The sequence below is a fragment of the Micromonospora globosa genome (genome assembly GCF_000717585.1).
GTDB lineage: Bacteria > Actinomycetota > Actinomycetes > Mycobacteriales > Micromonosporaceae > Micromonospora > Micromonospora aurantiaca.
In genome coordinates this window covers 1-20,017 of record NZ_JNZR01000023.1, presented here as the reverse complement: position 1 = coordinate 20,017, position 20,017 = coordinate 1, and the positions used below count along the sequence as shown (strand labels likewise).

Sequence of the window (20,017 nt, the reverse complement as noted above, 5' to 3'; positions counted from 1 at the left end):
CGCCGCCGGGTGTCGCCCGTCGGGGGTGAGCGGTAACGTCTGCTCCCGGACCCGGGCGGCGACCTCGACGGGCGGGGAGGTGGGCGTTGGCGCGTGGCGGCGTGTTCTGCGTCGAGGGGCAGTGGCACCGCGACCTCAACGAACGAGGATCCGTCCTGCCCACGCTCGACCTGCTCGAACGGCTCGGCCGCATCCGCTACATCCACAAGGACGCGGCCACCCGCGACGAGCTGTTCTACTTCGTCGACAGGTGGCTGCTCAAGCAGTACGCGGATCACCGGGTGGGCTTCTTCGCCATGCACGGCGAGCCGAGCCGGCTCTGCCTCACCGACTGGGACTCGGTCGAGCTGTCGGACGTGGCCGAGCGGATGGCCGGCCGCTGCGAGGGCCGCCGCCTCTACTTCGGCAGCTGCTCGGTGCTGCGCGCCTCCGACGCCACGCTGCGCGAGTTCCTCGACGTCACCGGCGCGGCGCTGATCTGCGGCTTCACCCGCGAGGTCGACTGGGTCGAGTCGGCCGCCTTCGAGACGGTGCTGCTCGACGTGCTCGCCAACGGTCAGCGCCACAACGCCGCCGAGGTGCGGATGCGCTCGGCGCACTGGGCGCCGCTCGCCGCGTACCTCGGTTTCCGGGTGATCTACGCCAACGGCCGTGCCTGGCGGCCCTCGGCCCGCCCGCGGGTGCCGGAGCAGGTCCCGGCGCAGCGGGCCGCCGGGCGTCCGCGCTGAGATCGACCGGCCGGCCTGGTAGAACCGAGGGCATGGCACGCAGCATCGCGAAGAACACCCGGGTCGACCGGGACGCCCTGATCGAGTTCCTCCGCCCCCGCCACCACGTCGTGCTCATGACCACCCGCTCCGACGGGCGCCCGCAGTCCTCGCCGGTGGCGTGCGGCGTGGACGCCGAGGGCCGCCTGGTCATCTCCACCTATCCCGAACGCGCCAAGGTCGCCAACATCCGCCGCGACCCGCGCGTCTCCGCGTGCGTGCTCTCCGACGACTGGAACGGCCCGTGGGTGCAGGTCGACGGCGTGGCCGAGGTGCTCGACCTGCCCGAGGCGCTGGAGCCGCTCGTCGAGTACTTCCGCAGCATCTCCGGCGAGCACCCGGACTGGGACGAGTACCGGTCGGCGATGGTCGCGCAGGGCAAGTCACTGATCCGCGTCACGATCGAGTCCTGGGGTCCGATCGCCACCGGCGGCTTCCCCGCCCGGCTGGCCGACTGAATCAGTACGCGCCGGATCAGTACGCGCCGGATCAGTACGCGCCGGATCAGTACGCGCCGGATCAGTACGCGACGGTGAAGCGGGCGTTGCCGAACCGGGGATTCTCGATCTCGTCGACGATCGCCACCGCCAGGTCCTCGTAGGTGAGCACCGACCGGCCCTGCGCGTCGGTCACCGGCTGGTCGGTGCCGGTGCGGTAGTGCCCGGTCCGCTCACCCGGGTGGAACTCCAGCGGCGGTGGGGAGACGTACGTCCAGGTCACCCCGTCCGCGCTGGTGCGGTAGAACTCCAGCGCGTCGGCCTGGCCGTGCGCCGAGTCCCGGTACTCCTCCGGGAAGTCCGGCTCGTCCAGGTAACGGGTGCCCTTCGGCGTGAGCAGCGTCGAGCCGCCGCCGACGTGGATCACCCGAGGTGGGTCGGGCAACTCACGCAGCGTGTCGACCAGCGTCCGCGCGGCGTCGCGCCACAACTCGCGCTCGCCGCCGCCGATGGCCACCACCAACACGTCCGCATCCTCGGCCAATTCGCGTACGCTCCGCGCCGAGGTGGCGTCGCCGGTCACCGTGCGTACGCCGGGTGGTAGGTAGCCGACCGCCTCCGGACGCCGCACCGCCGCTGTCACCCGATGCCCCCGCTCGACCGCCTCGGCCGCGATCCGCGAACCCGCCGTCCCGCCGGCGCCGAACACGACGATGTCGCTCATGCCTCACAGGCTAGGCAGCCCACGGGCGGGCGGCGGGAGTTCCGCCGAACCGGCTCAGTCGACGATCGCCGAGTAGACGAGCTGGCGCAACTGGCTGCGCAGCGGGTACGTGCTCGACGGCATCAGCTGGGTGAACAGCAGCGCGGTGACCTCCTCCACCGGGTCCACCCAGAACGCGGTGCTGGCCAGGCCGCCCCAGTAGAACTCGCCGACGCTGCTCGGCACCCGCGACGGCACCGGGTCCAGCACCACCGCGAAGCCCAGCCCGAAGCCGATCCCGTCGAGGATCGTCTCGGCGAAGCCCTCCGGCGAGAACGAGGCCAGATCCCGGTTGCCCGGCAGGTGGTTGCGGGTCATGAAGCGCACCGTGCGCGGGCCGAGCAGGCGGACCCCGTCCAGCTCGCCGCCGCGCAGCAGGAACTGGGTGAACCGGTGGTAGTCGGCCGCCGTGGAGACCAGCCCGCCGCCGCCGGAGTGCCAGGTCGGCTCCGCCAGCGCGGCCCGGCCCACCCCGTCGGCGCGTACCGCCTGGCCGGTGGCCGGGTGCGGGGCGTAGAGGGCGGCCAGGCGCTTGGAGTCCGCCGCGTCCACCCACCAGCGGGTGTCCGTCATGCCCAGCGGGCCCAGGATGCGCTCGGCGAAGAACGCGTCCAGCGACTGCCCGGAGATCACCTCGACCAGGCGGCCCAGCACGTCGGTGGAGACGCCGTAGTTCCAGCTCGTGCCCGGCTGGAACAGCAGCGGCAGCCGGGCCAGCCCGGCCGAGGCCGCCGCCAGGTCCGCGCCCGCCGGCACGCCCAGGTCGAAGCCGGCCGCCCGGTACAGGCCGTCGACCACCGAGACCTGGGCGAAGCCGTACGTCAGGCCGGCCGTGTGGGTGAGCAGGTGCCAGATCCGGATCGGCTCGACCGCCGGCACGGTGTACGGCTTGAGCACCGAACCCCGGTCGTAGACGCGTACGTCGGCGAACTCCGGCAGCCAGCGGCTGACCGGGTCGTTCAGCTCGAACCGGCCCTCCTCCCAGAGCATCATCGCCGCGACCGAGGTGATCGGCTTGGTCATCGAGTAGATGCGCCACAGCGTGTCCGGCTCGACCGGCGTACCGGCCTCCCGGTCCCGCAGCCCGTACGTCGAGGAGTGGGCGACCTCGCCCCGGCGGCTGACGACGATCTGCCAGCCGGCGAGCCGGCCGTCGTCGACGTACCGGGCGAAGTGCTCGTCGATCCGCCCCAGCCGGGCGGGATCGAAACCGACGCGGCCGGGATCGGTGCTCACCGTGACACTCACGACGCGAACCTACCCGCAGGTACCTCGGCCCCGGAAGTGTCATTAGGGTCGGTGGCATGCCCGAGCCGGTCGAGGACGTCACCTACCGCCAGCAGGACTGGTACGCCGAGGAGCTGGCCGACCGGCACTTCGTGCGATGCGAGTTCTTCCACGTCGACCTGACCGAGGCGGTCAGCCGGGGCGCTGTCTTCACCGACTGCGTGTTCGGCAACGTGGCGTTCAACGCCTCCCGGCACACCGACTCGGCGTTCACCAGGTGCTCGTTCAGCAAGTGCAACCTCTTCGAGGCCGAGTTCACCGGCTGCAAGCTGGTCGGCAGCACGTTCGACCGCTGCGACCTGCGCCCGCTGCGGGTCGACCGGGGCGACTGGTCCTTCGTCACGCTCGCCGGCGCCGACCTGCGCGGGGCGCGGATCACCGACGTACGGATGCGGGAGGTCGACCTGACCGGGGCCGACCTGACCGGCGCGACGCTGACCGGCGTGGACCTCTCCGGCGCCCAGTTGCACGCCGCCAAGCTGATCCGGGCCGACCTGCGCGGCAGCGACCTGTCCGCTCTCGACCCGACCGCGGTGCAGCGTTCCGGCGCGCGGATCGACGCCGAGCAGGCGGTGATGCTGGCCCAGGCGCTCGGTTTCCAGGTGGGCTGAGTCCGCTGGGAAATGTGCCGCGGGTTGTCAGGTTTTCCGGACACACTCGGGCGTATGACATGGTGGTCCGACCTGGTGGCGGCCGAGCCCGAGTTCGCGGCGCGGGTACGCGCCCGCTTCGCGGTCCGCAAGCACGGCACGATGGCGACACTGCGGCGGGACGGCTCGCCGCGGATCAGCGGCACCGAGTTCGACTTCGGTGACGACGGGCAGCTGCGGCTGGGCAGCATGGCCGGCGCTGTCAAGGCGCTCGACCTGCGCCGCGATCCCCGGGTGGCGCTGCACAGCCCGACCGAGGACGCCCCGCCGGACGACCCGTCCACCTGGGACGGAGACGCGAAGATCGCCGGCCGGGCGCACGAGGAGCCGCCCGCCGAGGACGGCTCGCACAGCTTCCGGATCGAGCTGACCGAGGTGGTGCTCACCCGGGTGGGCGACCCACCAGACCACCTCGTGATCGAGAGCTGGCACCCCACCCGGGGCCTCGAACGCCGCACCCGCCACTGACCCGCCGCCCCACCGCCCCGCCGGCCCGCTGACACGCGTCGATCATGAAGTTAGCGGCCTTGGATGCCCGTTTTGCCGCCGCCAACTTCATGATCGACCCGACGGTCTCGGGTGGGCGCGGTCCGCCGTGGCTGAGTACGGGAGATCTTGGTACGGAATGGCCCCTGCGGGGGCGGAAATCCTCCAAGATCTGTCCTGCTGGGATGGCCGGCGCCGGGCAGGCGTGGGAATTGCGAGGGCTGATGCCTTCTGCAAGATCGCGTTCTGTGTCATCCTCCCTACGGCGAGCCACGGGGCCGGGCCGCTCGCCGCCGGTGGCCGAGGGAGGGTCGGTGGCTGAGGACGACATCGCGCGTACCGGGATCCGGGTCGGGGGCTGGCTGCCCACACCGGACGACGGGGTCGACGCGCCGGAGCGCCCCGCCGGTCCACGCCGCCTCCCTGGGGACACGGATCCCGCCACGCCCCGGACGGTGAACCCGCCGGACGGCGAGCACCCAGCGGCCGACGCGGACGATCGGGTTTCCGTGGGGGACCTGGAACCGCCGGGTACCGCTGTCTGGCCGCCTCCGCGTACCGGCGGCCCGCCGACTCCCGATCTTCCCGCCGTAGGCCCGCTTCCAGCCAACATGCCCGTGCCCGGCACGCTCCCCGCAGGCCCTCCCGCGCCCGGCCCTCCTACGTCGACTCCGCCCAGCTCCGGCCCGCCAGCCTCCCGGACGCTCGGGCCAGGCCCGCCAACCTCCCGGACGCTCGGGCCAGGCCCGCTCGCCTCCGGGACGTCGGCGTCGGTGCCCGAGCCGCGTCCGAGTCCGCCCGGCGGCCGGGTTCCGCTGGTCGGGCCGGCCCCGATCGGGTTGCACCTGTCCGGCCCGTCACCGGTCCGGCCGGGCGCCGCCGACGAGCCGGCCGGCTCCGGTCTGCCTCAGGAGGCGGAGGCGAGACCCGGCCGGCACTCCGCCCGGGAGAGCATCCCGGCACGCCTCGCCGGCCTGACCGGCGGCCTGTCCGACGTGACCGGCGGGATGGGCGCCCGGCTGCGCGCCGCCGCCCGAGCGGCCAAGGCCCGGCTGAGCCGGACCCTAGCCCCGATCGCCGGTCCGATGCGCCCCCCGCCCGACGCCCCGGCCACCCGCGTCGCCGCGGCCCGGGCGCGGCGTCGACGCCGGCGCGCCGTACTGGCGGCCGTGGCCGTGACCGGCCTGGTGGCGGCGCTGGCGTACGCGGCCCGGTCGTCCACGCCACCCCCGCTGACCCGGGAGACCGCGCCCGTGGCGGCACCCGGCAACCAGGCACCCGGCAACCAGGCACCCGGCAACCAGCCACCCGGCAACCAGGCGCCCAGCGACCAGGCACCCAGCGGCCAGGCGCCGAGCCGACAAGCACCCAGCGACCAGGCACCGGCCACCGGCGACCCGGTCGCACCCGGCGGGCCGCTGCTCGACGTGGACCTGGCGCCGCTGCCGGGGTCGTTGTCGCTCACCGACCTCGGTACGCGGGACTGGCGGCACTGGGGCGGGACCGGCGCGGACAGCTTCCATCGCAAGGCGGGCGGTACGGGCGAGATCCAGGATCCGGGTGGCGAGCGGCTGGAGCACAACGCGGGCGCTTGTGATCTCCAGTGGACCGACGGCACGCCGACGGCGCGTCAGGAGGGCACCCGGGCGGGTGTCTTCCAGCGCGGCGCCGGGAAGAGCTTCACGCTCGGCGTGACCGGGAGCGGGGATGTGCGTACGGTCCGGCTGTTCGTCGGCACGTTCTCGGCCGGTGCGCGGCTCGACCTGTCGCTGTCCAGCGGTGGCGATCCCGCCGTCCGCGAGGTCGCCCTCGCCGCGGGCGACCGCTTCTACCAGTACGTCATCCGCTTCCGGGCGGCCCCCGGGGAGCGGCTGCTGATCAGGTGGCACGCCCTGACCGTGACCGGGGGGCAGAACGACGGGGTGGCGTTGCAGGCGATCACGGTAAGCTGAGCGGCCGGTCCGGCGGGCGGTCGTCAGGTAACGAACTGGAAACGCCCGTCACTCGACATATGGCGCAAAGAGCCGTGCGGTGACACCGTGAAGCCCGTCGCGCACCTGTCGTTTCCGGCGGTGTCGTGACCGAAGTGGAGGGTGTGGTGGGCCAGGAGGACCGTCCGCGTACCGGCCCCGGCTCGCACCGGCACGGCCTTCCGCGTACCCGGTCCGCGCTGCGCCGGCTGCGCCGCCGGCGGCGGCTGATGCTGGAAGGGCTGGCCGCGGTCCTCTGCCTGGCGGCGCTGGCCGTCTACCTCGGCGTCGAACGGCACGACACGCCACGCGAGGAGCACGCCGGAGTGCCGGTGGCGCCGCCCGGCCGGGTCGGGCTGCCGAACGAGGCCGGCGACTCGGTGGTCAACCCGGGGCTGCGTCCCCGGCAGCGGCCGCCGTCGCCGAGCCCGTCGCCGTCCACGCCGTCGCCGTCACCGACGCCCGCGCTGCCGCCGACCGTCACCGTCACCCGCGCAGAGGTGCCCGCCACTGTCGACCTCACCGCCGCCGGCCCCACCGACTGGGTCCACTGGGGGCTCACCGGTGCCGACCGGACGGTCCGCAAGCGGGGCGGCTCCGGCGAGATCCGCGACGAGGGCGGCCGGGGGCGGCGGGAGAGCTTCAGCAACAACCCCGAGGCGTACGCCTGGCGGGACGGCAACCCGGTCGCGTCGGCGAGCGGCACCATGTCCGGCGTCTACACCTGCAACCGGGGCAGCGGGTTCAACCTCGCGGTTGCGGCCGACGGGCAGCAGCGCACGGTGCGTCTGTACGCCGGGCTCTGGATGGCCCGCGGCCGCCTCGACGTGCGCGTCTCCAGCGGCGGCCCGGTGACCACGCTGCGGATGGAGGATCCGCACACCGCGCTCACCGCCGAGTTCACGATCAAGTTCCGCGCCCCGCGCGGCGCGAAGCTGCTGATGAACTGGACGGTGGAGGAGTCGCTCGGCGACTGCGGCAACGTCAGTCTCCAGGCGGTGGCGCTGCGCTGAGCGGGGACAGTTTGTCCGTCGCGTACCCGGCCGGGCGTCGTACGTTTCGGTTGTCCCGTCCGACCATCCTCTGTGGAGGCCCGACCGATGACCGGCCCTGCCCCCGTCGCCCCCGCCCGCCCGCGCACCGACTGTGACGTGCTGCGCGAGATCCCGATGCCGCCGTACGTGACGGTCGAGGACGTCCAGTTCGCGGTGCGGGCGGTGGTGGTGCACGCGCCGCGGGCCTGGTCGGGCGGGACCATCTGCCGCAACGACGCCAGCCCGCACCCGTGCCGCCTGCACGTGTGGGGCCGCCGGGTGCTCACGCTGCGCGGGCTGCCGTCGGCCGAGATCGACGCGCTGGTCGAGCGCGGCGATCCCGCGGCCGACCCGCGTCCGTACCGCCCCGGCGCCTGAGCACCGGGGCGGCACGGGCCGGTCAGCAGAGCGCGGGCTTCACCCAGGAGCACTCCCGGCCCTCCGGCACGCGCGGCGACTCGGGCGCGGCCGGCACCGTCCGCCGGGCGGTCGCCGTCTCCTTCTCGGTGTATGAGGCCAGCGCGATGGCGATCTGGTCCTCCAGCCTTTTCACCGACGAGGTGAGGTAGTTGTTCAGCACGATCGAGAAGGCGAGCAGCCGCCCGTCGGCGTCGGTGACGTAGCCGGAGAGCGCTGACGCGCCGGTCAGGCTGCCGGTCTTGGCGTGCACGTTGTTCGCTGCTGCCGTGCCGCCCATCCGGCTGCGCAGCGTTCCGCCCACGAACCGGTCCGGGTTGCCGGCCACCGGCAGCGCGGCGTACCAGGTGTCGAACCACGGTTCGGCGCGGACCGCCGAGAGCAGCGTGACGAACTGGGCCGGCGGGACGAGGTTGCGCCGGGACAGCCCGGAACCGTCGCGTTGGCGCAGCGTGCCGGTGTCCACTCCGGCGTCGCCCACGTACCCGCTGATCGCTGACAGCCCGGCGGCCCAGGTGCCGGATCCGGAGAGCTGCCGGCCCAGTTCCTTGGTCAGCACCTCGGCGTGACCGTTGTTGGAGAGCTTGAGGAACGGCACCATCAGGTCGGCCAGCGGCATCGAGTCGTGCCGGGCGAGCGGCTTGGCGGTGTCGGGGGTGGCGGTGCCGAGCACGGTCCGGCCGAGCACCCGTACGCCGTGCCGCCGCAGCGCGGAGCGGAACACGTCGGCGGCGTACCCGGTCGGTTCCCACACGGTGACCCAGTCGCTCTCGGCGGCCTGGCCGACGGCGATCTGGCCGGTCACCACCACCGTGTTGCCGCCGTGCTCGCGCTCGAAGGAGATGGTGGTCTCGCCGTCGGCGACCGTCTCGGCCCGGTTGTCGATCCGCAGCCAGCCGTTGTCAGGCGTCATGGTGATCTTCGGCCGGGCGCCGGCCCGGGTGCCCGGCGCGGCGTGGACGATCACGGTGCCGGCGTCGTAGTCGGTGTCCGGGGCCACTGTCAGCGCCGACACCTGGGCGGCGTAGTAGTAGGGCTCGTCGTCCCAGGTCCAGTCCGGACCGAGGCGGCCCTTGTCGTACCGGGTGTCGTCGGCGATCAGATCGCCCGCGACCACGCGTACGCCGGCCGCGGCGACCTGCTCGGCGAGCCGGTCGTAGTCGGCGGCGAGGATGGTGGGGTCGCCGCCGCCACGCAGGTAGAGGTCGCCGGAGAGCATCCCGGCGCGCCGCGGCCCGTCGACGCTCACCTCGGTGGTGAACCGGTGGCCCGGACCGAGGAGTTCCATCGCCGCCGCCGAGGTGAGCAGCTTCGTGTTGGAGGCGGGGATGAGCCGCCGGGTGCCGTTGCGGTCGTAGAGCGTGCGGCCGGTGGCGGTGTCCACGACGACCACGCCCGCCTGCGCTCCGTTGAGCCGGCTGTCGGCGAGGACGGCGTCGATGGTGGCGTTCAGCCGGGTCTGCGCGGGGGTGGGCGCTTCGGCGGTGGCGGTGGTGGTGCCGGCGGCAGCCGCGGTGGCGACCAGCGCCAGCACCGCGAGCGCCCGGGGGAATAGGCGACGATGCATGGGAAGATGCTGCCACGGAGATTTCCTGCGGGAAAGGCTCCGGCGCGAAAGGTTATTTGCGGCCGCCGATGCGGTCACCGCAAACCCCCGGTGTTCCCGGTACGGCTCGGGGAAAACACCTGTTCACCGGGGAGCGGCCGATCGCCGGGTTCCGTTTGACGGATGACCTGGCAGCGGGCACGGTGGGGGTGAGGGCGGTGGAACCGCCCTGCTTCCAGCGCGGCGAGATCGTGTCTCGCCCGCTTCCGGGTCGCGAGCCGACCGCGTGGGCCGTGTCGCCCGCGAAACCCGACATCCAGCCATGAGGAGTTCAGCCATGCTGACCATGACCGACAACGCCGTCCTGGTGATCCGTGACCTCGCCGCCCAGCAGGACGTCGCCGACGCCGGCGGGCTGCGCATCGCCGCCGACACCGACGCCGGTTCGCTCTCGATCGAGCTGGTGCCGCAGCCGGTGCAGGGCGACCAGGTGGTGGACACCGAGGGTGCGCGCATCTTCCTCGACTCGGACGCGGCCGAGCTGCTCAACGACACGTCGGTGGACGCGATGGTCGACGAGGAGGGCGTGGTCCAGTTCGGGTTCACCGAGAAGGAGTGAGCTCAGCCGGCGCGCTGGTCCGGTTCCGGCCGGACCAGCGCGGCCAGCACGTGCGCCAGGTGGTGCGAGGTGCTCCACGCGATCCAGTTGGCGGGTGAGCCCGCGCCGGCGCCCCGCCGGGCCCGCCGGACGATCTCGTGGTCGCCCCACGAGAAGCCGGCCCCGGCCGAAGACCAGTGCGGCGCGGCAGTGAGTGTGCGGCACAGGTCGGCGAAGCGCTCGTCGCCCCGCCCACCCCGCCGCGACCAGCGGTAGACCCACCACGCGTCGTCGGCTGCCCAGCGCAGCGTCGGTGTCCGGTCGCCCGGCTCGTCCGCGTCGCGTACCGCGCAGCCGACGCCGTAGTCGCCGTACCCGAGGCGCAGATCGGCCAGACGCCGCCAGAGCGACCAGTCGTACCGTTCCAGGCGGACCGGTTCGTCCACCGGCAGCCGGGACAGGGCCGGCGGCATCCCGCCGGCCGCCACCGTCACCGAGCGCCAGGCGTGCCGCCGGGCCCACTGCGCCGCCCGCCGGACCCTCGGCTCGGCCAGCCGGACGTCGGCCTGGCAGCACACGTCCCCGGCATCGAGCAGCAGGTCGCACTGCTCGGGCAGCAGGCCGGTCACCCGCCACACCCGTTCCGCGGCCGCGGTTGCGGCGTCCGGCCCGGCCCGGTCCGGACCGACGCGCAACCGGACGACCGCGTGGTGTGCCCAGACCCGGGCCGCCGCGCCGTGCGCGGCCAGCCGCCGGTCACTGTCCGCGAGACCGATGACCGGCACCAGCGGTACGCCCCAGCGGACCGGGTCGTGTTCCGTGGCGTCCGGCAGCGCCGACACGTCGACGGCGGGCAGCAGCCCGGCGGGCAGCCGGGTCAGGGAGTCCACGATGGACGTCGCGTCCGCCGGGACGTCGAGGATCGGTGCGAGCAGCGCGGCGGAGGCGTCGTCGAGCCGGGCCAGCGCCTCCAGTTCCCCGCGCCGTGCGGCCAGCACCGGGCGGTAGACCGGAGATCGACCTCGGAGCGGCGGCACCATACTTCAATGTAGCCAGACGATTGCGCTGCGTCATGGTTTCCGATCGGCTCCGGTGCCGGAGCGGGCGTCGCAGGGGTCGGCGGAGCCGGTCGCGAATCGACCGCAAGGCCGACGTTTCCGCAGCTCAGAGCTGTCCACTGTCAGTGATCGGACAGTCCTCCGGCTGGTTGCCGGGCGGTTCGCCGACATAGCGTCGGAATCACCGAGGGGGACCGCCGACGATCGCCCGGACGCGTACGAACGCCTCCTGCCGGCGTACCGGCGGGAGAGAGGATCACCATGCCCAGCCGTAGAGCTAGGAGGGAAACCACCGGCCAGCCGATCCCGAGCATGCGGGAGGCCGCGCGCGCCGACACCGAGATCAACTCGTGTTCGCCGGTCGGGTTGCCGGCCACCGCACGCATGCTGTTCGCCGTGGTCGACGCCAACGGAAGGCTCGTCCGCGGCCTCGGCGCCACCTCGGCCACCCGGCTCGCCGCCGGGATGTACCAGGTCTCGTTCGACCAGGACGTGGCCGGAGCGGCGTACGTCGGGACGGTCGGCCCCGCGACCGCCAACGGGCTGGTCCCGCAGGGTGTCATCACCGTGGCGCCGCGCTCGGGCATCGCCAACGCGGTGTTCGTCGAGACGCACGGCACGAGCGGGCACGCGGACCGCCCGTTCCACCTGGCCGTGCTGGCCTGACCGGACGCGCAGACGAGCGCACGGCGCCGCACGACCTCCGGTCGTAACGTCGCCGCGCTCCGGCCGTCTCCCACCACCGCAGCCGTACGGCGGTACGCCGGCGGGGACCTGGCTCGACCGGCCCAGCCCGCACCGGTCTTGTCGGCAGCACATGCCCCCTCTCAGGGGATCCAAACCGGATCGGCGTGGGGAATTCCACCATCTGCGACTCCCGGCGTGGCGGGCGTGGGATCGGGGTATGAGCGGACCATGGAGCATTTCACGATCGCGACAGTCGCCGAGAAGAGTCCCGACTTCCGCCGCGTGCTCTGGACCGGGGAGCACACCCAGCTGGTCATCATGACCATTCCGCCGGGCGGCGAGATCGGCGAGGAGGTCCACGAGGGCATCGACCAGATCCTCACGTTCGTCAGCGGCACCGGCGAGGCGCGGGTGGCCGGGGAGAAGAAGGAGGTCGTCTCCGGCGACCTGGTGGTCGTGCCGGCCGGCACGAAGCACAACTTCGTCAACACCGGGCCGAACCCGCTGGTCCTCTACACCGTCTACGGTCCGCCGGAGCACGCCGACGGCGCGGTGCACAAGACGAAGGAGGAGGCGGACGCCGCCGAGGAGGCGGGCGAGGACGAGCCGCCGACGTCCTGACGCCCGGTGCGCACGTGTTAAGCGGGGGCCCCTGCTCTACCGGAGACGTTAAGAAGGGGCCCCTCCTTGCACCAGGCCGGGGTATTTCAGGCCCGCGCCGGTGTTGAGCACCACCACGCGCTCCCCGGGCCGGATCCACCCGCCCGCGCGCAGGTGCCGGGCGGCGGTCAGGCAGGCCGCGCCCTCCGGGCAGAGCAGCAGCCCTTCCCGGGCGGCGAAGTCACGCAGGTCGGTGAGGATCTCCGCGTCGTCCACCGCGATCGCGGTGCCGGCGCTGTCCCGCAGCGCGGACAGGATCAGCTCGTCGCCGAGCGGTGCGGGCACGGTGATGCCGAATGCGACGGTGTGCGCGTCCTCCCACGGGGTGACGCGCTCCTCCCCGGCCGCGAACGCCCGCACGATCGGCGCGCACCCGGTGGACTGCACCGCGACCAGCCGGGGCAGCCGGTCCTCCACCCAGCCCAGCTCGCGCAGCTCGTGCAGCGCCTTGTGGATGCCGATCAGCCCGACGCCACCGCCGGTCGGATAGACGATCACGTCGGGCACCTGCCAGCCGAGCTGCTCGACGATCTCGTACCCCATGGTCTTCTTGCCTTCGAGGCGGTACGGCTCGCGCAGCGTGCCGGCGTCGAAGATCCCCCCGTCCGACCCGGCGATCAGCTCGGCGATGTCCCGGCCCGCGTCGTTGATCAGGCCGTCGATCAGCCGCAGGTCGGCGCCGGCGGCGAGGCACTCCTCGCGGCAGATCGTCGGCGCGGCCAGCGGCATGGCGATCGTCGCGCCCATCCCGGCCCGCGCCGCGTAGGTGGCCCAGGCCGCGCCGGCGTTGCCGTTCGTGGGCATGGCGATCCGCTTCACGCCCAGCTCCCGGGCCCGGCTCACGCCCACCGACGCGCCGCGCGCCTTGAACGACCCGGTCGGGGTCAGCCCCTCGTCCTTGACGATCAGGTCCGCGATGCCGATCTCGTGGCCGTACGCCGGCGCGCGCCACATCGGCGTCCAGCCCTCACCCAGCGTGGTGACGAAGCGGGGATCGGCCACCGGCAGCAGCTCCCGGTAGCGCCACAGGTCGGCCGGGCGCAGCCCGAACTGCTCCGGGGCGACCGTGGCGGCCACCGCGGCGAGGTCGTAGCGGGCCAGCAGCGGCGATCCGCAGCCGCACAGGTTCTGCAACACGTCGGCCGGGTGTTCACTGCCGCAGCGCGGGCACTCCAGGTGCGTCAGGTGCACGGTGGTCCTCAGCTCGCGTCGATGCTCAGCCAGTGCCGGCTGCGCCGGCCCGGCTCGTACGGGGAGTCGAGGCGTTTCGCCACCACTCCCGGGAGCCCCTGCTCACGGGCGGCCCGTAGGGCGTCCGCGCCGACTCCCGGGAACCACGGCGGAGTCTGCCAGTGCGGACCGGTGAGCGCCAGACCGTCGAGCAGGTCACGGCGTTGCGCGTACGGCACGTCGAGGCTGGACACGCCCTCCAGCCAGAGCAGGTCGACGGCGAGGAACTGCCCGTCGCGCCGGGTCGGCGGACGGACCCGGCCGGCCGGGTCGATCCTTACCAGCACGCCGTCGATCACCGCCTCGGCCGGGGCCAGCGCCTCGGCCATCGCCCGCGTCCACGGGTAATCCCCGGTGACCTCCGTGTCGTCGCCGTCGAGCAGCCGCAGCCGGCCGCCCGAGACGTACGCCATCGCGCGCACGCCCGCCCAGCGCAGCTCGTACCCCCAGGAGGCGGCGTCGCGCGGCAGCCGCCCGCCCTCGGCGGGCAGCATCGGGCGGACCAGCTCGGGCATCGGCGTCCAGCCCTCCGGCGCCGGGTCGGTACGCCTGATCATCCAGTCCCGGCCCCGGCCGCCGGTGGCGAACAGCACGTACCGGCCCTTCGTGCGCTCGCCGTCCAGCACCACGATCACCTCGCCGTCGCGCCACTTCTCCGCGCGGTAGGTGCCGGTGTCGTGCACGATCATCCGCCCGCCGCCGTACTCCCCGGCGGGGATCTCCCCGTGGAACGTCAGGTACTCCATCGGGTGGTCCTCGGTGTGCACGGCCAGGTGGTTGCGGCCCGGGTCGCGGGGCAGGCCGCGCGGCACGGCCCAGGAGGCCAGCACGCCGTCGTGCTCCAGCCGCAGGTCCCAGTGCAGGCTCCGGGCGTGGTGCTGCTGGATGACGAAGCGGGGTGCGCGCCGCGCCGACCGCTTCCGCCCGGGAGCCCGCTCGGGCACCGGTTCCGGGGTACGCGCGGCGTCCCGTTTCCGCCGGTACTCCTCCAGCCGGTCCGCCATCCCCGCATCCTCCCCCAGACGCGCCGTGCGCGCCGGGATGCCGGTGTGTGTGCGGCGAACCGGGGTAGAACGGGGGACATGGACAGCGACCAGCCCACCCTTCCGCTCGCCGGCGACGTCCGGATCCCGCTGCTCGGCTTCGGCACGTGGCAGGCCACCGGCGAGGCCGGGTGCCAGGCGGTGCTCGCCGCGCTGGACGCCGGCTACCGCCACATCGACACGGCCACGATGTACGGCAACGAGAAGGAGGTCGGGCGGGCGGTCAAGGAGAGCGGGCTGCGCCGGGAGGACGTCTTCATCACCACCAAGCTGCCGCCGGACCGGGTGGGCCGGGAGCGGGAGACCATCGAGGCCAGCCTGGCCGCCCTGGACACCGATTACGTCGACCTGTGGCTGGTGCACTGGCCGCCGTCCGCGCCCGGCGACAGCATCCCGGTGTGGCGGGAGATGCTCGCCGCGCGGGACGAGAACATGGCGCGCACGGTCGGGGTGAGCAACTACTCGATCGGCCAGATCGACGAGCTGATCCAGGCCACCGAGGAGACGCCGGCGGTCAACCAGATCCGCTGGAGCCCGTCGCTGTACGACAGGCACACGCACGCCGCCCACCGGGACCGGGGCGTGGCGCTGGAGGGGTACAGCCCGTTCAAGGCCAGCGACCTGTCCGACCCGGTGCTGGTCCGCATCGCCCAGGCGCACGACGTGTCACCGGCCCAGGTGGTGCTGCGCTGGCACATCGACCACGAGATCGTGGTCATCCCGAAGTCGGTCACGCCGGAGCGCATCCGTGCCAACGTCGACGTGTTCGGGTTCTCGCTCACCGCCGAGGAGATGCGCGACATCGACGCGCTCGCCGGCTGAGACGTACCCGCGGAAAGGGGCGCGGTCCGCAGCGGACCGCGCCCCTTTCCGCGTGCGGTGGTCAGCCGCGGGCGCAGGTGGAGCCGTTGAGCGTGAAGCTGCTCGGCGCGGAGTAGCTGCCGTTCAGCGTCGCCTGGTAGCCGAAGCTGGTCGACGCGCCGGGCGCCAGCGTGCCGTTGTAGCCGGCGTTGCGGGCGGTCACCGCCGAGCCGCTCTGGCTCACGGTGGCGTTCCACGCGTTGGTGACTGTCTGCCCGGAGGGCAGGTTGTAGTTCAGGGTCCAGCCGTTGATCGTGCCGGAGCCGGTGTTCTTGACCGTCACGTCGGCGGTGAAGCCGTTGTTCCACACGTTCGCCGCCTTGTAGGTGACGGTGCACGACGCGCCGCCCGACGGCGGGGGCGTGGTCGGCGCCGACGTGGTCGGCGGAGCCGACGTGGGCGGCGGGTTCGAGCCGGTGTTGACGCTCTGCGAGAACGAGTTCACCGCGAGCCCGACGCCGCCCTGCCACGGCTCGAAGCCGGCCTGGATGCTGGTCAGGTACCAGTCGTTGGTGATCGCACCCCGGTTACGGGTGTCGTTGATGAATGCCATCGCGTCGAAGCTGAAGCTGGGGATGGCCGACGGCGACAGGTACGAGATGACGTTGTTGGAGCCGTTGCTGCCGCGCCAGACCTCCCAGGTGCGGCCCGCGATGCTGGCGGTGCCGACCGGCGAGCCGATGGGCTGGATCGAGCCCTGCCGGTTGAGCCAGATCATGATCTCCATCTGGTTCACGCCGTCGCGCTTGGGCGACGGGTCGAGCCAGATGTCGTACGACGCGTTGAAGATCGCGCCGCTGACGTAGTTGTAGCTGATGCTGGACGGTGCGCTGCTGATGTTCTTCACCTGCACCGGCAGGTTCGTGCCGGGCGAGCAGTTGGTGTAGTGGCAGCCCACGAAGATCGACGGGTACGCGACCGGTGCCCCGTTGGTCGGCGCGGAGCCGTCCGCGCGGGTGATCGAGAAGCCGGTCGAGGTGACGTTGATGCACTGCTGGGCACTGGTGCCCCAGCGGTTGTTCTGCACCACGTACTTGCCGCCGATGGTGGTCGAGCCGTACTGCTCGCAGATCTGGGTGTCGGCGGAGGCGGTGCCGCCGAGCGCGACGGCGACGAGGGTGCCGGCGGCCAGCAGTCCGGCTGCCGCGAGGGCCCTGAGTGGACGCTTCATGATGCTCCTTGGCTCGGCGCGGGACGGCGCCGGTTCGGTCGGTGATACGGGCGGGAGCGCTCCCACGATGCAAGGAATACATTTACATGTCTGAAATCATTGCGCAATTGCGCCGGGCTCGTTAACGCTCCGCGTCCGGCCGGTGGCACGGCGGAGAGCCGCGACCGCCCCCTTCCCCCAGATGGAGGCGGGATTCCTGCCGGTGGGACGGGGTGTGCCGCCGACCGGCGGCCCGCGCCAGGGCGCATGGGCACTTCCGCCGCCTGGTTGCGGCGAGTAATGTCTTGCCTCCAACGCGTTCCGATCCCCCTCCGGAGGCGTACCCCGTGATGGGTGGTTCCCCCCTGCGCATCCTCGTCGTCGGCGCGGGCATCGCCGGCCTCGCCGTGGCCCGGGCGCTGCGCCTGGCGGGGTTCCGGCCCGACGTCACCGAGCGGCTGCCACCCACCGAGTCGATCGACTCCGGCCTCTACCTGCCCGGCAACGCCGCCCGGGCGATGCGCCGGCTCGACCTCGACGGGCCGCTGCGCCCGCTCGGTCAGGTGATCCACCGGCAGCGCTTCCTGGACGCCGCCGGAGCACCGCTGTGCGAGGTCGACCTCGACGCGCTCTGGGCCGGCGTGGGGGAGTGCCGGGCGCTGCCCCGGGCCGAACTGCACCGGGTGCTGCTCACCGGCGCCGGCGGCGCGGTGCGCCACGGTGCCGAGGTGAGCACCGTCGACCTGCTGCCCGGCCGGGTCGCCGTCGGCTTCACCGACGGCACCAGCGGCGAGTACGACCTGGTCGTCGGCGCGGACGGGCCCCGCTCGGCGGTACGGACGCTCGCCGCGCTCGGCGGACCACCACGCCCCGCCGGGCAGGTGGTCTACCGCGCCCTGGTGCGCGGCGGCCCCCGGATCGCGGACTGGACCGCCCTGCTCGGCCAGCGGGCCGGGTTCCTGGTCGTGCCGCTCGGCGCCGGACGGCTCTACTGCTACGCCGACGAGGCCGGCACCGAACTGCCCGCCGACCCGCTCGCCCGCCTGCACGAGCTGTTCGGCTCGTACGGCGGCCCGGTGCCCGAGGTGCTGGCCGCGCTGGAGACCGTGTCAGTGGAACGCACCGAGGAGGTCGAGCTGGGACGCTGGTTCCACGGCCGGGTGCTGCTCGTCGGTGATGCCGCTCACGCCACCGCGCCGACGCTGTCCCAGGGCGCCGCGATGGCGCTGGAGGACGCCGTCGTGCTCGCCGAGTCGCTGCGGGCCGCCGGCAGCGTCGAGGCCGCGCTGCTCGCGTACGAGAGTCGTCGCCGGCCGCGTACCCGCTGGGTGCGGGACCGGACCCGGGACCGCAACCGCACCCGCGACGTGCCGCCGGCGCTGCGCGACCCGTTGCTGCGCGGACGCGGCGGCCGGATCTTCCGGGAGCACTACCGGCTCCTGACCGGCCCGCTCTGAAAGGCGGGAGATCGTAGCCGCCCACCCCACGCGGCGAGGCCACCTACCGGGGACTATCCTCCCTACGGATGACGGCTGCGCCGATGACCAGCGCGCCGAGCGGGACAACCAGAACCGGAGGCCACTCGTGACCACCGTCGCACCCAAGCCGGTCGTGACCCGGCCCTGGCCGGTCCGGGAGCCGGTCAAGGGGTCGGCCATCGCGCGGCTGCTGCGCACCACGGACGCGAAGCAGATCGGGATCATGTACATGGTCACCGCGTTCGTGTTCTTCATGATCGGTGGCCTGATGGCCCTGATCATGCGCGCCGAACTCGCGCGACCGGGCCTGCAGTTCCTGTCGCCCGAGCAGTACAACCAGCTCTTCACGATGCACGGCACGATCATGCTGCTGTTCTTCGCGACGCCGATCGTGTTCGCCTTCGCGAACTACGTGGTGCCGCTGCAGATCGGCGCGCCGGACGTGTCGTTCCCCCGGCTCAACGCCTTCGCCTACTGGCTGTACCTGTTCGGTGGCACGCTCGCCACCGCGGGCTTCATCGCCCCGGGCGGCGCGGCCGACTTCGGCTGGACCGCGTACACGCCGCTGAGCACCGCCGACCACGCCCCGGGCGTGGGCGCGAACATGTGGGTCGTCGGTCTGGCCATCTCCGGTCTGGGCACGATCCTCGGCGCGGTCAACCTGATCACCACGATCCTGACCCTGCGCGCGCCCGGCATGACCATGTTCCGGATGCCGATCTTCACCTGGAACATGCTGGTCACCAGCCTGCTGGCGATCCTGGTCTTCCCGCTGCTGGCCGCCGCGCTGTTCGCGCTCGCCGCGGACCGCCTGATGGGCGCCCACGTGTACGACCCGGCGACCGGCGGGCCGATGCTGTGGCAGCACCTGTTCTGGTTCTTCGGTCACCCCGAGGTGTACATCATCGCGCTGCCGTTCTTCGGCATCATCAGCGAGATCATCCCGGTGTTCTCCCGGAAGCCGATCTTCGGCTACAAGGGCCTGGTGGCCGCCACCATCGCCATCGCCGCCCTGTCGATGAGCGTCTGGGCGCACCACATGTTCGCCACCGGCCAGGTGCTGCTGCCGTTCTTCAGCTTCCTGAGCTACCTGATCGCCGTGCCCACCGGTATGAAGTTCTTCAACTGGATCGGCACCATGTGGCGGGGCCAGATCACCTTCGAGACGCCGATGCTGTTCTCGATCGGCTTCCTGGTGACGTTCCTCTTCGGTGGTCTCACCGGTGTGCTGCTGGCCAGCCCGCCGCTCGACTTCCACCTGCACGACTCGTACTTCGTGGTGGCGCACTTCCACTACGTGCTCTTCGGCACCATCGTGTTCGCGGTGTTCGCCGGCATCTACTTCTGGTTCCCGAAGATGTTCGGCCGGATGCTCGACGAGCGGCTCGGCAAGATTCACTTCTGGCTCACCATGATCGGCTTCCACACCACGTTCCTGGTGCAGCACTGGCTGGGCAACGAGGGCATGCCGCGCCGGTACGCCGACTACCAGGCCGCCGACGGCTTCACCACGCTGAACACGATCTCCACGATCGGCGCGTTCATCACCGGTATCTCGACGCTGCCGTTCATCTGGAACTGCTGGAAGTCGTACAAGACCGGCCCGGTCGTCGAGGTCGACGACCCGTGGGGCCACGGCAACTCGCTCGAGTGGGCCACCAGCTCCCCGCCGCCGCTGCGCAACTTCGACCGGATGCCGCGCATCCGCTCCGAGCGGCCGGCGTTCGACGCGAAGTTCCCCGAGCTGGCCGCCGGGCAGAGCCTGGCCGGTCCGCCCGAGGGTGGCGCGAAGCCGCTGACCAGCGAGGTCAACGGTGGCGCCAGCTACCAGGAGGACACCGCAGGCAACCTCGACCAGCGCTGACGCAGTAGTTCAAGGCCGGGCGCCGCACCCC

General features: G+C 72.7%; 20 protein-coding genes. 13 read left to right on the top strand and 7 right to left on the bottom strand.

Features of this window, described 5'->3' with window-relative positions; all coding sequences use genetic code 11:
* Positions 1–86: 86 nt before the first annotated feature.
* Positions 87–728 carry a DUF6642 family protein gene (locus IF06_RS0120705; RefSeq protein WP_030272928.1) on the top strand — a complete coding sequence of 214 codons (642 nt, stop codon included), beginning with the start codon at positions 87–89 and terminating at the stop codon, positions 726–728.
* A 32-nt stretch (positions 729–760) separates the two neighbouring features.
* A complete protein-coding gene (locus IF06_RS0120700; protein ID WP_030272926.1) occupies positions 761–1,225 on the top strand; it encodes a PPOX class F420-dependent oxidoreductase in 465 nt (154 codons plus the stop codon).
* 61 nt (positions 1,226–1,286) lie between these two features.
* Here IF06_RS0120700 and IF06_RS0120695 read toward each other — a convergent pair whose 3' ends face one another.
* Both IF06_RS0120695 and IF06_RS0120690 read right to left on the bottom strand, forming a co-directional pair.
* Positions 1,287–1,928 carry an NAD(P)-dependent oxidoreductase gene (locus tag IF06_RS0120695; protein ID WP_013284332.1) on the bottom strand — a complete coding sequence of 214 codons (642 nt, stop codon included), beginning with the start codon at positions 1,926–1,928 and terminating at the stop codon, positions 1,287–1,289.
* 54 nt (positions 1,929–1,982) lie between these two features.
* The gene (locus IF06_RS0120690) at positions 1,983–3,215 is read right to left on the bottom strand and encodes a serine hydrolase domain-containing protein (RefSeq protein WP_013284333.1); all 1,233 of its coding nucleotides are present in this window, start codon (positions 3,213–3,215) and stop codon (positions 1,983–1,985) included.
* 56 nt (positions 3,216–3,271) lie between these two features.
* Between IF06_RS0120690 and IF06_RS0120685 the strand changes: the two genes are divergently transcribed.
* The 5 genes from IF06_RS0120685 to IF06_RS0120665 all read left to right on the top strand — a co-directional run bounded on the left by IF06_RS0120685 (position 3,272) and on the right by IF06_RS0120665 (position 7,772).
* A complete protein-coding gene (locus IF06_RS0120685) occupies positions 3,272–3,865 on the top strand; it encodes a pentapeptide repeat-containing protein (RefSeq protein ID WP_013284334.1) in 594 nt (197 codons plus the stop codon).
* A gap of 54 nt (positions 3,866–3,919) precedes the next feature.
* Positions 3,920–4,372, top strand: coding sequence for a pyridoxamine 5'-phosphate oxidase family protein (locus IF06_RS0120680; RefSeq protein WP_013284335.1), 453 nt, complete (start codon positions 3,920–3,922; stop codon positions 4,370–4,372).
* Positions 4,373–5,163: 791 nt separating this feature from the next.
* Positions 5,164–6,342 (top strand): hypothetical protein, encoded by a 1,179-nt coding sequence (locus IF06_RS0120675; RefSeq protein WP_232236734.1) that lies wholly within the window; start codon positions 5,164–5,166, stop codon positions 6,340–6,342.
* 125 nt (positions 6,343–6,467) lie between these two features.
* Positions 6,468–7,373 (top strand): hypothetical protein, encoded by a 906-nt coding sequence (locus IF06_RS0120670; protein WP_232236733.1) that lies wholly within the window; start codon positions 6,468–6,470, stop codon positions 7,371–7,373.
* Between the two features lie 87 nt (positions 7,374–7,460).
* Positions 7,461–7,772 (top strand): hypothetical protein, encoded by a 312-nt coding sequence (locus IF06_RS0120665; protein WP_013284338.1) that lies wholly within the window; start codon positions 7,461–7,463, stop codon positions 7,770–7,772.
* A gap of 22 nt (positions 7,773–7,794) precedes the next feature.
* Here the strand turns inward: IF06_RS0120665 and dacB are convergent, their stop codons facing one another.
* Positions 7,795–9,378, bottom strand: a complete 1,584-nt coding sequence (dacB, locus tag IF06_RS0120660) for a D-alanyl-D-alanine carboxypeptidase/D-alanyl-D-alanine-endopeptidase (protein ID WP_030272922.1) — start codon at positions 9,376–9,378, stop codon at positions 7,795–7,797.
* A 316-nt stretch (positions 9,379–9,694) separates the two neighbouring features.
* Between dacB and IF06_RS0120655 the strand changes: the two genes are divergently transcribed.
* Positions 9,695–9,976 (top strand): iron-sulfur cluster biosynthesis family protein, encoded by a 282-nt coding sequence (locus IF06_RS0120655; protein ID WP_013284340.1) that lies wholly within the window; start codon positions 9,695–9,697, stop codon positions 9,974–9,976.
* Positions 9,977–9,978: 2 nt separating this feature from the next.
* Here IF06_RS0120655 and IF06_RS0120650 read toward each other — a convergent pair whose 3' ends face one another.
* Positions 9,979–10,995, bottom strand: a complete 1,017-nt coding sequence (locus IF06_RS0120650; RefSeq protein WP_030272920.1) for a beta family protein — start codon at positions 10,993–10,995, stop codon at positions 9,979–9,981.
* Between the two features lie 279 nt (positions 10,996–11,274).
* Here IF06_RS0120650 and IF06_RS0120645 point away from each other — a divergent pair, with 279 nt between their 5' ends.
* Together IF06_RS0120645 and IF06_RS0120640 are read left to right on the top strand one after the other, a co-directional pair.
* A complete protein-coding gene (locus IF06_RS0120645) occupies positions 11,275–11,679 on the top strand; it encodes a hypothetical protein (RefSeq protein WP_013284342.1) in 405 nt (134 codons plus the stop codon).
* Positions 11,680–11,928: 249 nt separating this feature from the next.
* On the top strand, positions 11,929–12,321 hold the full coding sequence (locus IF06_RS0120640) for a cupin domain-containing protein (protein ID WP_013284343.1): 393 nt from the start codon (positions 11,929–11,931) through the stop codon (positions 12,319–12,321).
* Positions 12,322–12,369: 48 nt separating this feature from the next.
* On the opposite strand, the gene IF06_RS0120635 is transcribed toward IF06_RS0120640, so the two are convergent.
* Together IF06_RS0120635 and IF06_RS0120630 are read right to left on the bottom strand one after the other, a co-directional pair.
* Complete coding sequence (locus tag IF06_RS0120635; RefSeq protein ID WP_030272918.1) at positions 12,370–13,551, bottom strand: threonine synthase; 1,182 nt, start codon at positions 13,549–13,551, stop codon at positions 12,370–12,372.
* An 8-nt stretch (positions 13,552–13,559) separates the two neighbouring features.
* A complete protein-coding gene (locus IF06_RS0120630; protein ID WP_030272916.1) occupies positions 13,560–14,594 on the bottom strand; it encodes a DNA polymerase ligase N-terminal domain-containing protein in 1,035 nt (344 codons plus the stop codon).
* A 78-nt stretch (positions 14,595–14,672) separates the two neighbouring features.
* Here IF06_RS0120630 and IF06_RS0120625 point away from each other — a divergent pair, with 78 nt between their 5' ends.
* Positions 14,673–15,455: an aldo/keto reductase gene (locus IF06_RS0120625; RefSeq protein WP_013284346.1), complete on the top strand. Its 783-nt coding sequence runs from the start codon at positions 14,673–14,675 to the stop codon at positions 15,453–15,455.
* Between the two features lie 61 nt (positions 15,456–15,516).
* On the opposite strand, the gene IF06_RS0120620 is transcribed toward IF06_RS0120625, so the two are convergent.
* On the bottom strand, positions 15,517–16,665 hold the full coding sequence (locus tag IF06_RS0120620) for a GH12 family glycosyl hydrolase domain-containing protein (RefSeq protein ID WP_013284347.1): 1,149 nt from the start codon (positions 16,663–16,665) through the stop codon (positions 15,517–15,519).
* Positions 16,666–16,994: 329 nt separating this feature from the next.
* Here IF06_RS0120620 and IF06_RS0120615 point away from each other — a divergent pair, with 329 nt between their 5' ends.
* Positions 16,995–18,101, top strand: a complete 1,107-nt coding sequence (locus IF06_RS0120615; RefSeq protein ID WP_030272913.1) for an FAD-dependent monooxygenase — start codon at positions 16,995–16,997, stop codon at positions 18,099–18,101.
* Between the two features lie 127 nt (positions 18,102–18,228).
* A complete protein-coding gene (gene ctaD, locus IF06_RS0120610; protein ID WP_013284349.1) occupies positions 18,229–19,986 on the top strand; it encodes a cytochrome c oxidase subunit I in 1,758 nt (585 codons plus the stop codon).
* Positions 19,987–20,017 lie beyond the last annotated feature (31 nt).

What these genes read in the sequence shown, in the direction of transcription:
- IF06_RS0120700 (WP_030272926.1), top strand. Translation starts at nt 761, where the DNA reads ATGGCACGCAGCATCGCGAAGAACACCCGGGTCGACCGGGACGCCCTG.
- IF06_RS0120695 (WP_013284332.1), bottom strand. Translation starts at nt 1,928, where the DNA reads ATGAGCGACATCGTCGTGTTCGGCGCCGGCGGGACGGCGGGTTCGCGG.
- IF06_RS0120685 (WP_013284334.1), top strand. Translation starts at nt 3,272, where the DNA reads ATGCCCGAGCCGGTCGAGGACGTCACCTACCGCCAGCAGGACTGGTAC.
- IF06_RS0120680 (WP_013284335.1), top strand. Translation starts at nt 3,920, where the DNA reads ATGACATGGTGGTCCGACCTGGTGGCGGCCGAGCCCGAGTTCGCGGCG.
- IF06_RS0120665 (WP_013284338.1), top strand. Translation starts at nt 7,461, where the DNA reads ATGACCGGCCCTGCCCCCGTCGCCCCCGCCCGCCCGCGCACCGACTGT.
- dacB (WP_030272922.1), bottom strand. Translation starts at nt 9,378, where the DNA reads ATGCATCGTCGCCTATTCCCCCGGGCGCTCGCGGTGCTGGCGCTGGTC.
- IF06_RS0120655 (WP_013284340.1), top strand. Translation starts at nt 9,695, where the DNA reads ATGCTGACCATGACCGACAACGCCGTCCTGGTGATCCGTGACCTCGCC.
- IF06_RS0120650 (WP_030272920.1), bottom strand. Translation starts at nt 10,995, where the DNA reads ATGGTGCCGCCGCTCCGAGGTCGATCTCCGGTCTACCGCCCGGTGCTG.
- IF06_RS0120645 (WP_013284342.1), top strand. Translation starts at nt 11,275, where the DNA reads ATGCCCAGCCGTAGAGCTAGGAGGGAAACCACCGGCCAGCCGATCCCG.
- IF06_RS0120640 (WP_013284343.1), top strand. Translation starts at nt 11,929, where the DNA reads ATGGAGCATTTCACGATCGCGACAGTCGCCGAGAAGAGTCCCGACTTC.
- IF06_RS0120630 (WP_030272916.1), bottom strand. Translation starts at nt 14,594, where the DNA reads ATGGCGGACCGGCTGGAGGAGTACCGGCGGAAACGGGACGCCGCGCGT.
- IF06_RS0120625 (WP_013284346.1), top strand. Translation starts at nt 14,673, where the DNA reads ATGGACAGCGACCAGCCCACCCTTCCGCTCGCCGGCGACGTCCGGATC.
- IF06_RS0120620 (WP_013284347.1), bottom strand. Translation starts at nt 16,665, where the DNA reads ATGAAGCGTCCACTCAGGGCCCTCGCGGCAGCCGGACTGCTGGCCGCC.
- IF06_RS0120615 (WP_030272913.1), top strand. Translation starts at nt 16,995, where the DNA reads ATGGGTGGTTCCCCCCTGCGCATCCTCGTCGTCGGCGCGGGCATCGCC.